This window comes from Nonomuraea sp. C10, assembly GCF_008017515.1.
Taxonomy (GTDB): Bacteria; Actinomycetota; Actinomycetes; order Streptosporangiales; family Streptosporangiaceae; genus Nonomuraea; species Nonomuraea ferruginea.
Window position 1 is genome coordinate 6,419,760 of sequence record NZ_VPFF01000001.1, and the last position, 12,645, is coordinate 6,432,404.

A 12,645-nucleotide genomic window follows, 5' to 3' on the forward strand; every position below is an offset into this window, starting at 1 on the left:
GCGATCAACCTACGGCGGACAGGCGTGCCCGGGCCAGGCGGACCACCGGGGTGACGGCGCCGACCATCAGCAGGGCCAGCAGCGGCGCGAGGGCCAGGCCGAGCACGAATCCGGCGATCACGTCGTGCGGGTAGTGCACGCCGACGAACACCCGGGAGAACGCCATCACGACGGCCAGGGGCACCACCACCCAGCCGAGCGCGCGCCAGGCCAGCATGAGGGTTCCGGCGGCCCCGGCGGCGATCACCGAGTGGTTGCTGGGGAACGACCAGTCCGCCGCCGGCGGGCAGGCGGCGATCGTCACGACGCCGCCCCGGCACGGCCGGTCCTCCCTGACGAGGAGCTTCAGCACCTCGCTGATCACGTACGCGCCCACGATCCCGGCCGGTCCGGCGATGGCGATCGCCAGGTCGCGCGCGGGAGCGTGGCGGGCGCGCCACCAGCACACGAGGAACAACGCCGCGAAGATGAACAGCCCGGCGTCGGTGCCGACCTCGGCCAGGGTGTGCAGCCAGGCCGGCGTGGTGAGTGCGAAGTCGACGATGTCGCGGTACACACGTGTCCAATCCATTAACAGGTGATGGACACGACTTTACGAGGAGATGGCACCGCGATGTGCGTCAGAAAGGAGGAAGATCAGGTGGCGCCGAGGAAGCGCCTCGACAGCGCCAGCTGGGCCTGCTCCAGCTCGCCCCGGGTGATGAGGCCGCGTTCGAAGGACTCGGTGACGGCGTCGCGCTCGGCCACGTAGCAGGCGGCCATGATCTCGCTGCGGAGCGGCGTGAAACCGCGCTCGACGCATTCGGCGAACATCCGCGCCTTCGCCCCTACCTTGTCGCCCGCGACCGTACAGGCGAGGTCCTGGGCCCTCAGCTGCCCGACGGCGTCACGCAGGGTGATCATGCCGGACGAACCCATGAACTTGGTGTCAAGAGTGATCTTCAATTCCTTTCGCCTCCGTTGTTGTGCAACGCTTTGCAATGACGGCGTATTCCCTGCTCGAAGCGGGTAAAGACGCTTTCGTGATCGGAGAGCACGTGATCGTCGGCTACACCCACGACGCGGGCGGGCGGGAGGCGCTGGCCCTCGGCGCGGCCATCACGCGGGTCACCGGCGGCGAGCTCACGGTGGCCTCGATCTACCCGCCCGGCAGCCCGGGGCGGGCGGTGGAGGCCCAGGCCAACCTGGCGGAGGCGGGCGTGGCGCTGGAGGACGTCCCGTCGGAGTACATGGCGTTCGAGAGCCGGGGCGCCGGCCGCGGGCTGGGGGTGCTGGCCAGCCGGATCAAGGCCGACCTGATCGTGGTCGGGTCGGCGGCCGGCGGGCAGCACGGCCGCATCGCCCTCGGCAGCACCGGCGACCACCTGCTCCACCTGTCGCCGGAGGCGGTGATGGTGGCGCCGTCCGGCTTCGCGCCGACCGGCGAGCTGTCCCGGCTCACGCTCGCGTACGTGCACCGGCCGCAGTGTGACGAGGCGGTGGCGCGGATGTCCCAGGCGGCGCTGCGGCTGGGCGTGCCGCTGCGGCTGATCACCTTCGACCTGCGCACCGACGATCCCGAGCGCATCCGCGACGACCTGGCGCTGGCCGTGCGCCTGGCCTGGGAGACCGCGGGGATCGAGGCGGAGGCCGACGTCGCCGAGGGCCACGACGTGGCGGCCGCGATGGAGACCGCCACGTGGCTCCCGGGCGAGCTGCTGATCTGCGCGGCGAGCGAGGACGCCCAGCCGCACCGGGTGTTCCTGGGCGAGCTGGCGATGAAGATGCTGCGCGCCGCCCCGGTCCCGGTCACCGTGCTGCCACGGGGCTTCTCCTGATCGCCCGCTCGTACAGCTCCAGGTAGCGCTCCGCCATGACGGCCGGTGAGAAGCGGCGGGCGGCCTCGCGGCGGCACTCCTCCGGGTCGATCTCGTCCACCCGGAGTATCCACTCCGCCAGCTCCTCCTCGGTGTCGGCGAGGAAGCCGGTGCGGCCGTGGTCGATGATCTCCGGCAGGCAGCCGCGGCGCAGGCCGACCGGCGGCACGCCCAGGGCCAGCGCCTCGACGACGGCGGTGCCGCCCGGCTCGTCCCACTGGATGGGGAACAGCGAGGCGCGGGCGGAGGCGTAGAGCCGGTCGCGGTCCTCGCCGCCGACCGAGCCGATCCAGGTGGCGCGGTCGCCGTCGAGGTAGGTGGAGACGTGGTCGACGAGGTAGCGCACGTCGGGATGGCCGTAGAGCGGGTGGGACGGGTCCTGGGCGACGGCCTCCAGCTCGGCGGGCGTGTCGAGGCCGCTCACCGGGCCGGCCAGCGTCAGCGGCAGGTCGAGCTTCTGGCAGATGCGGGCGGCCACGTGCTGGCCCTTGAGCCCGCACACGCGGCCCATGACCACCAGGTGCTCGCCCCGCTCGACCCGCAGGCCGGTGCCCGCGAGCGGGGTGGCCAGGTGCACGGCCCCCAGCGCGGCCCGGCGCAGCGCCTCGGGGGCGCGGGCGAGCTGGGAGTGGGAGACGCCGTTGACGGCGATCTTGTGAGGGAAGGAGTCGTAGAAGGCGGCGTGCTTGTGCAGGTCCCAGTGCAGGGTGTGCAGGACGGGCGGGCCGTCCAGCGCCGCCAGCACGCCGGGGCCGACCACTTCGAGGTGGTCGTGGACGAGGTCGATGTCGTCGCGGCGGCGCAGTTCCTCGGCCACGCGCGCCTGGTGGGCGTGGGCGATGCCCATGACCTGGTTGTACGGCTTCTGCAGGTGGGGGAACTGGCCGTCGGCGTAGACGCTGATCAGCTCGTCCACCTCGATGGCGCTCGTCCCCACCGAGGCCAGCACCACCCGCACCCCCCGAGCGCGCAGCTCGGGGATCAGGGTGGCGACGACGTTCTCGATGCCGCCGTATCCAGGAGGCGGTACGGGGAGCCAGGGCCCGGCGTTCAGCAGGATGTTCAAGCCACGTCCTCCTCTAAGACGAGAGTGGCCAGGGGCGGCCGCTCGGCCACGCCCACGTCCACCAGGTCCGCCTGCCCATCCAGGCCGAACTGCAACAGCGTGTGGGCGGGCGACTCCGGGGAGACGAGGCGGCCCTGGCGTTCCAGACGGGACCAGGCGGTCAGCATGATCTGCCCGGCCATCCGGCCGAGCGCGGCCACCGACTGGTGGGTGTGGACGCGCACGCCCAGGTCCACCTGGGCCATCGCGTCCAGGCCGACGAGCTGCAGGAGGTCCACCAGCAGCCCGAACTCGACGCCGTACTCGGTGACGAAGGGGACCTGCTCCAGCACCTCGCGGCGGGCCGCGTACTCGCCGCCGAGCGGCTGGGCGAAGCCGGACAGCTCCGGCCAGAACATGTTGAGCAGCGGGCGGGCCACGAGTTCGGTCACGCGCCCGCCGCCGCCGCGGTGGGCCACCCCGTCCGCGCCCGTGTACGGGCGTTCGTACGAGCCCTTGACGAACTGGATGTCACGGTCCAGCAGCAGCGGCCCGAGCAGGCCGGAGACGAAGTGCGAGCCGAAGTCGCGCAGGTCCGCGTCCACGAACACGACGATGTCCCCGGTCGTGGCGGCCAGCCCCTTCCACAGCGCCTCGCCCTTCCCGGTCAGCGGCGGAAGGTGGGAGAGCACCGCTTCCTGGGCGACGACCCGGGCGCCCGCCGCGGCCGCCCTGGAGGCGGTCGCGTCGGTGGACAGGGAGTCGACCACGACGATCTCGTCCACGAGTGGAGCCCGTTCCACCAGGTCGCGGCGGATCGCGGTGACGATGTCGCCCACCGTCGACTCCTCGTTGTGGGCCGGCAGCACCACGCTCACCGTGGTGGCTCCCTTGGCCAGCAGGAGAGAGTCGACCGGCCAGTCGGCGGCCGTGCTGGAGTGGAGTCCGTACCATTCCCGGACCCTCGTCAAGGCCTCCAGATCTGATTTCATGCAGTCAACCCCGATCTTTGGAGGTCAGGTCGGCGACAACTGCCCCCTTGATGACTCTTCGAACGTATTTGTTTGTTTTCCGGAGGGCGTGGGATATGCCGGGTTATGTCTCCCGCCACCCGTGTGGGCATCGTAGGGGCCGGCAATGTCGCCGCCCGTCATGCCGACGTCCTATCAGGTTTCCCCGACGTGACGATCGCCGGGATCGCCGATACCGATCCTCGCAGAGCCGAGGCGCTGGCCTCCAAGCACGGCTCCCCCGCCTATGGCGACCATGCGGACCTGCTGAGCGCGGGCGGGCTGGATGCCGTGTACGTGTGCGTGCCTCCCTTCGCGCACGGTGACCCCGAGCGTGACATCCTGGCCTGCGATCTCCCGATCTTCGTGGAGAAGCCGCTCTCGCTCGACCTGGCCACCGCGGAGTCGATCGCGGACGAGATCGACCGGCGCGGGCTGCCCTCCGCCGTCGGCCACCACTGGCGCTACCTGGACATCCTCGACCGCGCCCGGGACCTGCTGGCCGATCGGCCGGTGCGGCTCGCGCTGGGCCACTGGCTGGACAAGGTGCCGCCGGTCGCCTGGTGGCTCGATCCGGGCAGGTCCGGCGGTCAGACCGTCGAGCAGGCCGTCCACGTGCTGGACCTGGCGCGGCTGCTCGTGGGCGAGGTGACGATGGTGCACGCGGTGCCCGCCGGGAACGCCGTGGACGGCGAGGTGGACCGGGCCACCGCCGCCGTCATGAGCTTCGCCGCCGGCGCCACGGGGCTGCTGGCCACCTGCTGCCTGCTGGACCGCAAGCACCGGGCGGGCCTGGAGGTGCACGCCGAGGGCATCGCGCTGGAGCTGAGCGAGACCGAGCTGGTCGTCGACGGCGAGCAGCGGCTGCGGGACGGCGGCGAGGCCAAAGTGGCGGTGGATCGCGCGTTCGTCGACGCCGTCCAGGGTAAGGAGGCCGACGTGCGTGTCCCGTACCGGGAGGCGCTCAAGACCCACCGGCTGGCTCTGGCGCTGGCGCGGTCCGCACGCGAACGGAAGCCGGTGATGCTCGATGCATGACGTCGCGACCGTCCTCAGCATCGAGGCGCCCGGCGAAGTGACGCTGGTCGAGGAGAAACTCGGCGACGTGCCCGACGGCGGGTTCCTGGTGGAGACCGTCCACAGCGGCGTGTCGGCCGGCACCGAGCTCACCTACGTCAAGGGCGACAACCCCTACCTGACCTCGACCTGGGACCGCGGCCTCGGCCTGTTCCTGGAGGGCACGCCGTCGATCGCCTACCCGGTGCGCGGCATCGGCTACATGCAGGTCGGCCGGGTGGTCGAGACCCGCACCCGGGCGGTGGCCGAGGGCGCGCTGGTGGCCATGGCGTACGGGCACCGCAGCGCTTACGTCGCCGACCCGATGCGCGACCGGTTCGTGCCGCTGCCCGGAGAGCTCGACCCGATGCTCGGCATCTACGTCGCCCACATGGGCCCCATCTGCGCCAACGGGCTGCTGCACGCCGCCGCCGACCTGTACGGCCAGGACGTCCACCATCTCGGCGACGGGGTGCGCGGGCGGCGGGTCGCGGTGGTGGGCGCGGGCGTGGTCGGGCTGCTGACCGCGTCGTTCGCGATCTCGTACGGGGCCGCGGAAGTGGTGGTCGTGGACGAGACGCCTGACCGGCTGGCGGTCGCCGCCGCGCTGGGCGCCGACACGCTGGCCGCCGACGCCGATCCGGCGGTCGAGCTGAAGCGGCGCTGGCGCCACGGTCCCGACGACCGGGGCGCCGACGTGGTCTTCCAGTGCCGCGGCCGGGCCAGGGCGCTGGCCCTGGCGCTGAAGCTGCTGCGGCCCCAGGGGGTGGCCGTCGACCTGGCCTTCTACACCGACGGCGCCCAGGAGGTGCGGCTCGGCGAGGAGTTCCACCACAACGGGTTGTCGCTGCGCTGCGCGCAGATCGGGCGGGTGCCGCGCGGCCTGGCGCACGCCTGGGACCGGGAGCGGCTCTCGTACGAGAGCGTCGTCCTGCTCGCGGGCCGCGGCGAGCTGCTACGCCGGCACCTGATCACCGACGTGGTCGGCTTCGACGAGGGACCCCGCCTGATGGCCCAGCTCGCGAGCCGTGAGCGGCACGCCCTCCAGGCCGTGCTCAGCGATCACGTCGACGATCAGCGCGGCTGACCAGCTGAAGTCGCCGGACCCGTGCCCCTCCAGCGTGAAGGGGTGGAAGTACTCGCGGAAGCCGGACCGGCCCACCGCGCCGATCATGCCGTCGGCCAGCGCGCCGGCCAGGTCGGGGCGGCGGGCCTTGAGCCCCTGCCAGACCAGCCACGACACGTTGATCCAGCTCGGGCCGCGCCAGTAGCGCACCGGGTCGAACCCGGGGGCGGCCGGGGAGTAGCTCGGCAGCACGCCGTCCTTGAGGCCGAACAGGTCCAGGCCGGTGCCGATCAGCGCGTTCGCGACGTCGCGGGGCAGGCCCGGCAGGATGAGCGGCACCAGACCGGCGGCGCTGCCGGAGCGGATCAGGCAGCCGGTGATGGCGTCACGGGAGTGGAACAGGCCGTCCTGGTAGAGGTGCTCGACCATGGCGGCGGTGACCGCCTCGGCCTCGGCGCGGTGCGGGGCGGGATCACGGCCGATCACCCGCGCGATCTCGGCCAGGGTCGACTCGGCGATCCCGTACGCGGCGTTGAACAGCGGGTCCTCGACCTGGAAGGCGCAGGCGCGGCTGTAGCCGGTGTCGCGGTAGGCGCGGGCGAGCGCGATGTAGCGCTCGTAGTCGCGGTCCGTGGGCCGCTCGGCCGGGTCGATGTGGCACAGGTCGCGGCGGGCCACGCCGTCGGGCACCGGCTCCACCGCGGTCAGCGGCAGGTCCCAGGACGGGCTGTTGTCCATGCCCGACTCCCAGGGGTGCACGATCGAGACGAGCCCGTCGGGCCCGCGCCGCTGCGCGCGCAGGAACTCCTGCTGCGCCACCAGCCTGGGGTAGATCCTGGCGAGGAAGGCGGGGTCGGGCTCGGCCAGGTGGACCCGCCAGGCGGCCAGCGCGTGCACGGGCGGCTGCACGATGCCGGAGGTGGTCCAGCCGGACGGGGAGCGCGCGTCCCAGAACCCGGGACCGGGGAAGTAGGCGCCTTCGGGCACCGCCGGGTTGAACACGATGTGCGGCACCCTGCCGTCGTGCCACTGGGCGCCGAACAGGCTGAGCAGCTCGGTCCTGGCCCGCCGGGGCGACCAGCGGGCGTGGCCGATGGCGATGAAGGCGGAGTCCCAGCTCCACTGGTGGGGGTAGAGCGTGCGGGAGGGGACGGTGTGGCTGCCGTCCCAGTTGTCGATCAGGACGCGCAGCGCGTCGCGGAGGATCATAGGAACTTCCTGATGAAGGCCGCTGTCTGGGGGAGGACGATCTCGGGCTCGCCGCGCAGGCGGCATTCGAGCGCGAGGTAGCCGTCGTAGCCGACAGCGTCGAGGGCGGCCAGCTGGGCGCCCCAGTCGAGGTGACCGGTGCCCGGCTGGTTGCGGTTGGACTCGCTGATCTGCATGTGCGCGAGGTAGGGGGCGGCCTCCACCAGGGAGCGGCAGGGGTCGTCCTCCTCGATGTTCATGTGGTACGTGTCGCCGACGACCCTGATCGAGTCCATGGCGCAGTACGAGACGGCCTCGGCCAGGGTGTTGACCATGTGGTTCTCGTACCGGTTGAGGGGCTCCAGCATGATCAGCACGCCGTTGCGCTGGGCGTGCTCGCCCAGGATGCCCAGCGCCTCGGCGAGCACCTCGCGGTCGTCGGCCGCGCTGCGCGGGGGCGTGAACGGGGGCAGCCGGAGCGAGAACTGGCCCCAGGAGGCGGGGGTCATGACGCCGACGCCGCCCAGCTCGCCGATGACCGTCAGCTGGGAGCGCAGCTGCTGGATGGCGTCCTTGCGCTTGGCCGGGTCGAAGTCGCCGATGAAGTGCGGCATGTCGACGCACACGGTCGGCATGACCACGCCGTCGGCGAGCGCGCGCTTCAGCTCGGTGAGCCGGCCCGCGAAGTGGAAGTCGCCCTTGCCCCGAAGCTCGATGGCGTCGAACCCGGATTCGACGGCGAACGCGAACTTCTCCTGCAGGGACCGGCCCGGCAGGAGCTGCTCCTGGGCGGCGAGCTTCACTGTGACTCCTCGAAGGTGAAGACGAGCTGGAGCACCTCGGACTGGTGCTTGTCGATCAGGTCGAAGGCCGCGGGCGCCTCGTCCACGGGCACCAGATGGGTGACCAGGCCGCTGACGTCGAGCTCGCCCCGGTGCACGACCTCCATGAACGTCCGCTGGAGCCTTTCGACGTCCCAGCGGTGGGACAGCCAGGAGGCGACGCCGCCGATCTGGGAGGAGATGAGCTGCACCTGGTTGTGGTGGAACTCCTCGCCCAGCCGGAGCCCGAGCCCGTCGCCCTGGTAGAAGCCGGCGGCGACGACCCGGCCGCCCCGGCGCACGGTGCGGATGGCCTCCTGGAGGCCGAGGTGGCTGCCGCTGAGCTCGATCGCGGTGTCGGCGCCCTCGATCCGCTTGCGGATGAACTCGGCGACCGAGCCCGCGTTCACGTCGAAGGTCTCGGCCGCGCCGAACTGCCTGGCCAGCTCCAGGCGGGCCGGGATGGCGTCGGCCGCCACCACGCGGGCCCCGCTGAGCACGGCCAGCCGGGTGGCGAGCAGGCCGATGACACCCTGTCCGAAGACGGCGACCTGGTCGCCGAGGTGGATGTCGGCGGCGTGCACGGCGTTGAGCGCGATCGCGCCGACCCGGGCGAAGACCGCGTGCAGCGGGGTCGCGCCGGGCGGCAGGACGTGGCCGGCCAGCCGGGCGGCCGGCACGACGGCCTCGGCGCGGTGGCCCCAGATGCCCCAGACGACGCTGCCGACGGCGGGCTCAGCGACGTCGGGCGCCGCCTCCACCACCTCGCCGACCTCCTGGTAGCCCCAGCCGGTCAGCGGGTAGGCGTGCGTCCGCCCATCGAGGAAGAGGCGTCGCTCGACATCCCACCTGCGGTTGAGATAGGGGTTGGTGCCGCGGTAGGCGGTGAGCTCGGTGCCCGCGGAGACACCTGAGTACATCGTACGGACGCGTACGCTGCCCGGGACGAGCTCGGCGGGCGGTTCCAGGCTGACGGAGACCTGGCCCGGTTCTTCGAAGGTGATGACGCGCATTCCCCAACAACTTACGCTTATTGATCAATCAAAAGTCACGGGATTAGTACTGCTCCGCACACCGTAGTCGGGGGCGGATCACTCTAAAGTCTACGACTTCCGTACGAGAAACTTCAGCAAAAAGGGGTTTCAGACATCGAGTTCTGGAAAGCGACCTTACCCGCTATTTGCGGCAGAGCAGCTCCAGAGAGGGTCCCGGCCGCTGGTACCAGCCGGAACCACTTCGCCTCGATGACCGAAATCCGATCAGATTGATCCTTTCGGCGTCGTCTGCCGCGTCTGACGGATACGAGAATTTCGCCCTGCGCAGACCCTCCCTTTACGGTTCGCCGGGCCGTGAGTACCAACCGCGGGCGGCGGAAGGGACGGTCGTGGTCAGCGCCCGGTGCGGCGGGAGGTGCGGAAACGCCTCCGCTGCGTTGCGCGACCTGATCAGAGGGTAAGTGGCCGCATATCCCCATCCAGAGGAGCGCGTCATGCCGAAGAAGGTAACCGCCGTCCTCTCCGTCGCGTTGCTGTCGGCGACCTGCCTGGCGGCCTGCGGCGGCGGCAACGAACAGGAAGCCGGCAACCGGATCACGGTCTGGACCGAGGAGAACCTCGAGGACCGGATGGCCGTGCAACAACAGATCGTCAAGGAGTTCACCCAGCGGACCGGCATCCAGGTCGAGCTCGTGGGCATCGCCGAGGACCAGTTCAGCCAGGTCGTCACCTCGGCCGCGGCGGCGGGCGACCTGCCCGACGTGATCGGGGCGCTGCCCCTGGCGTCCGTCCGCGAACTGGAGGCCAACGACCTCCTCGACACCGAGACCCCTGGCAAGATCGTCGACCAGCTCGGCCGCGACACGTTCTCGGCCCGCGCGCTGGAGCTCGACACCGGCGACGGCAAGCTGCTCGCGGTGCCCAGCGACGGCTGGGCCCAGCTCATCCTCTACCGCAAGGACCTGTTCGAGAAGGCCGGCCTGCGACCGCCCGACACCTACGAGGCGCTGGAGGCGGCCGCGGCCAAGCTGAACACCGGCGGCGTCGCGGGCATCACGCTCGCCGTGGCGCCGAAGGACTCCTTCACCGCGCAGAGCTTCGAGCACGTGGCACTGGCCAACGGCTGCGAGCTGGTGGACGACGCGGGGAAGGTCACGCTCGGCTCGCCGCAGTGCGTGAAGGCCTTCGAGTTCTACACGAACCTGGCGAAGAACTACTCGGTCAAGGGCACCCAGGACGTCGACTCCACCAGGGCCACCTACTTCTCCGGCAAGGCGGCCATGACCATCTGGTCGTCGTTCATCCTCGACGAGCTGGCGGGGCTGCGCAAGGACGCGCTGCCGAGCTGCGAGCAGTGCCGGGAGAACCCCGAGTGGCTGGCCGAGAACACCGGCGTCGTGACCGCGCTGAAGGGGCCCGACGGGAGCGCGCCCGCGCAGTACGGCGAGATCGTCTCGTGGGCGATCATGCGTGACGCCAAGACGGACCCGTCGAGCAGGTTCGTCTCGTACATGATGAACGAGGGCTACGAGCGGTGGCTCGGGATGGCGCCGGAGGGCAAGTTCCCCACCCGTCAGGGCTACGCGGAGAAGTGGGAGGCGCTGGAGGCCGGCGTCGACACCAAGAAGCCGCTGGGCGACATCTACCCGCCCGAGGTGCTCGAAGCGCTGCGCACCAGCCCCGAGACGTTCGACCGGTGGGGCATCCCGCAGGGCCAGGGCAAGCTGGTCGGCGCCGTGATGGGCGAGCTGCCCGTGCCCACCGCGCTGAGCGCGGTCGTGGCCGGATCGATCACTCCTCAGCAGGCCGCCGCCCAGGCCGCACGGGAGGTCGAGACCATCAAGCGCGGGATCCGCGAGTGAGGCGCGGGCGCACCCTGCCGGAGCAGGAGGGCAGGGCCGGGCTGGCGCTCATCTCGCCCACCCTGGTCATCACGCTGGTCGTGGTGGTCGTGCCGCTGCTGTGGGCGATCATGCTGGCGTTCCAGGACGTCCGGCTGATCAACATCCGCCAGTCCGGGCTCTTCGGCGACTACTCGCTGGACAACTTCGCGTACGTGCTCGCCGAGCCGGGGTTCTGGTCGGCCCTGGTCAACACGCTCGTCTACACGGTGGCGGGCACGGCGCTGTCGATCGTGATCGGGCTGGTCGCGGCGCTGGCGCTGCGCGGCCGGTTCAGGGGCCGCACGGTGGTGCGGGCCTCGATCCTGATCCCGTACGTGGCGCCGGTCGTGGCGGTGGCGTTCCTGTGGGAGACGATGCTCAACCCGCAGTACGGGATCGTCAACACCTGGCTGGAGGAGCCGATCGCCTTCCTCACCCAGGCCCGGGGCACCTTCCTGGGCGTCGAGGTGCCGGTGGCGCTGCTCACGGTGATCGCCTTCGAGGCGTGGCGCTACTTCCCGTTCGCCTTCCTGTTCATCCTGGCCAGGATCCAGGCGCTGCCGTCGGAGCTGGAGGAGGCGGCGGTGGTCGACGGGGCCACGCCGACCCAGCGCTTCCGCTACGTGATCCTTCCCCAGCTGTGGCGGATCATCGCGCTGCTGTCGGTGCTGCGGTTCGTGTTCACGTTCACCAAGTTCGACGACGTCTACCTGCTGACCGGCGGCGGCGCCGGCACCGAGGTGGTCAGCGTGCGGGTCTACAACTTCCTGACCGCCCGCGACGACATCGGCGCCTCGGCCGCCCAGGCGATCGTGCTCGCGGTCGTGCTGGTCGTGTTCCTCGTGGTCTATCTCAGGTTCTTCGGCGGAGGTGAACGCGGTGAGCAGGGATAGGTTCGAGCGGGCGCTGTTCAGGGTGCTGCGGCCCGTAGTCATCGCGGTGCTCTTCCTGGCCACCGCGTTCCCCTTCTACTACATGGTCATGCTGTCGTTCCGGGACATCCAGGAGCTGATCCTGGAGCCCGGCTCGCTCTGGCCGCGGAGCTTCACCTTCGACACGTACGCGGACGTCCTGGACCGGCAGGGGTTCCTGACCTTCATGCGCAACAGCGCGATCGTCGCCGTCGCGTCGGTGGCGGTGACCCTGCTGATCTCAATTCCCGGCGCGTACGCGGTGGCCCGGCTGGAGTTCTTCGGGCGCCGCCAGGTGCATTTCCTGTTTCTGGCGGTCTATCTTTTCCCGGCCATCGTGCTGGCGATTCCGCTGTTCGTGCTGTTCACCATGCTCGGGCTGCGGGGCTCGCTCGTCGGCCTGATCCTGGTTTACATCGCGCAGACCGTGCCCGTCACGGTATACATGCTGCGCAACTACTTCGAGACCGTGCCGCAGAGCGTGGAGGAGGCGGCCGCGATCGACGGCTGCGGCCGCCTGTCGACCATCTGGCGGGTGGTGCTGCCGCTGTCCAAGCCCGCGCTCATGGCGACCGGCCTCTACGTGTTCATGATCGCCTGGAACGAGTTCCTGTTCGCCCTGCTCTTCCTGGTGGAGAAGCGGGACAGCTGGACCGTCTCACTCGGGCTCTCACAGCTTGCGGGCAGTATCGAGATCCCGACGACGGTGCTCATGGCAGGATCGGTGGTTCTGACACTGCCCATCGTGATCATTTTCTTCGCCAGTGAGAGGCTCCTGACGGAAGGGCTCACGGCGGGAGCGGAGAAAGGATAG

The 12,645-nt window shown here is 70.7% G+C and carries 12 protein-coding genes and 1 pseudogene; 6 read left to right on the top strand and 7 right to left on the bottom strand.

Annotation, left to right across the window (positions count from 1 at the left end; all coding sequences use genetic code 11):
- Nucleotides 1-4: 4 nt before the first annotated feature.
- Together FR742_RS29470 and FR742_RS29475 are read right to left on the bottom strand one after the other, a co-directional pair.
- Nucleotides 5-571 carry a phosphatase PAP2 family protein gene (locus FR742_RS29470; RefSeq protein WP_187281352.1) on the bottom strand — a complete coding sequence of 189 codons (567 nt, stop codon included), beginning with the start codon at nucleotides 569-571 and terminating at the stop codon, nucleotides 5-7.
- 65 nt (nucleotides 572-636) lie between these two features.
- Nucleotides 637-945: a hypothetical protein gene (locus tag FR742_RS29475; RefSeq protein ID WP_148033956.1), complete on the bottom strand. Its 309-nt coding sequence runs from the start codon at nucleotides 943-945 to the stop codon at nucleotides 637-639.
- A gap of 77 nt (nucleotides 946-1,022) precedes the next feature.
- On the opposite strand from FR742_RS29475, the gene FR742_RS29480 reads away from it, so the two are divergent.
- The gene (locus FR742_RS29480; RefSeq protein ID WP_261808810.1) at nucleotides 1,023-1,817 is read left to right on the top strand and encodes a universal stress protein; all 795 of its coding nucleotides are present in this window, start codon (nucleotides 1,023-1,025) and stop codon (nucleotides 1,815-1,817) included.
- Here the strand turns inward: FR742_RS29480 and FR742_RS29485 are convergent.
- Nucleotides 1,789-2,922 carry a glycosyltransferase gene (locus FR742_RS29485; RefSeq protein ID WP_148033957.1) on the bottom strand — a complete coding sequence of 378 codons (1,134 nt, stop codon included), beginning with the start codon at nucleotides 2,920-2,922 and terminating at the stop codon, nucleotides 1,789-1,791. The two genes, FR742_RS29480 and FR742_RS29485, sit on opposite strands and share 29 nt — an antisense overlap.
- A complete protein-coding gene (locus tag FR742_RS29490; RefSeq protein ID WP_148033958.1) occupies nucleotides 2,919-3,893 on the bottom strand; it encodes a glucosyl-3-phosphoglycerate synthase in 975 nt (324 codons plus the stop codon). Before FR742_RS29490 ends, FR742_RS29485 begins: the two co-directional genes overlap by 4 nt.
- 105 nt (nucleotides 3,894-3,998) lie before the next feature.
- On the opposite strand from FR742_RS29490, the gene FR742_RS29495 reads away from it, so the two are divergent.
- Together FR742_RS29495 and FR742_RS29500 are read left to right on the top strand one after the other, a co-directional pair.
- Nucleotides 3,999-4,949: a Gfo/Idh/MocA family protein gene (locus tag FR742_RS29495; protein ID WP_148033959.1), complete on the top strand. Its 951-nt coding sequence runs from the start codon at nucleotides 3,999-4,001 to the stop codon at nucleotides 4,947-4,949.
- Nucleotides 4,942-6,054 carry a zinc-binding dehydrogenase gene (locus FR742_RS29500; protein WP_148033960.1) on the top strand — a complete coding sequence of 371 codons (1,113 nt, stop codon included), beginning with the start codon at nucleotides 4,942-4,944 and terminating at the stop codon, nucleotides 6,052-6,054. Before FR742_RS29495 ends, FR742_RS29500 begins: the two co-directional genes overlap by 8 nt.
- Nucleotides 6,055-6,063: 9 nt before the next feature.
- Here the strand turns inward: FR742_RS29500 and FR742_RS46615 are convergent.
- The 3 genes and pseudogenes from FR742_RS46615 to FR742_RS29515 form a co-directional block, all read right to left on the bottom strand.
- Nucleotides 6,064-7,308: pseudogene (locus tag FR742_RS46615) on the bottom strand (MGH1-like glycoside hydrolase domain-containing protein); the annotation flags it as partial.
- Nucleotides 7,239-8,024, bottom strand: a complete 786-nt coding sequence (locus FR742_RS29510; protein ID WP_148033961.1) for a sugar phosphate isomerase/epimerase — start codon at nucleotides 8,022-8,024, stop codon at nucleotides 7,239-7,241. The gene FR742_RS29510 and the pseudogene FR742_RS46615, both read right to left, overlap by 70 nt.
- Nucleotides 8,021-9,055, bottom strand: a complete 1,035-nt coding sequence (locus tag FR742_RS29515) for a zinc-binding dehydrogenase (RefSeq protein WP_148033962.1) — start codon at nucleotides 9,053-9,055, stop codon at nucleotides 8,021-8,023. Before FR742_RS29515 ends, FR742_RS29510 begins: the two co-directional genes overlap by 4 nt.
- A gap of 476 nt (nucleotides 9,056-9,531) precedes the next feature.
- On the opposite strand from FR742_RS29515, the gene FR742_RS29520 reads away from it, so the two are divergent.
- From FR742_RS29520 to FR742_RS29530, 3 genes are read left to right on the top strand one after another with little or no spacing between them, the layout of a single operon-like run.
- Complete coding sequence (locus tag FR742_RS29520) at nucleotides 9,532-10,899, top strand: ABC transporter substrate-binding protein (RefSeq protein ID WP_148033963.1); 1,368 nt, start codon at nucleotides 9,532-9,534, stop codon at nucleotides 10,897-10,899.
- Nucleotides 10,896-11,813, top strand: coding sequence for a carbohydrate ABC transporter permease (locus FR742_RS29525; protein ID WP_187281353.1), 918 nt, complete (start codon nucleotides 10,896-10,898; stop codon nucleotides 11,811-11,813). The genes FR742_RS29520 and FR742_RS29525 overlap by 4 nt, the downstream gene beginning before the upstream one ends.
- Nucleotides 11,800-12,645 (top strand): carbohydrate ABC transporter permease, encoded by an 846-nt coding sequence (locus FR742_RS29530; RefSeq protein ID WP_261808811.1) that lies wholly within the window; start codon nucleotides 11,800-11,802, stop codon nucleotides 12,643-12,645. Before FR742_RS29525 ends, FR742_RS29530 begins: the two co-directional genes overlap by 14 nt.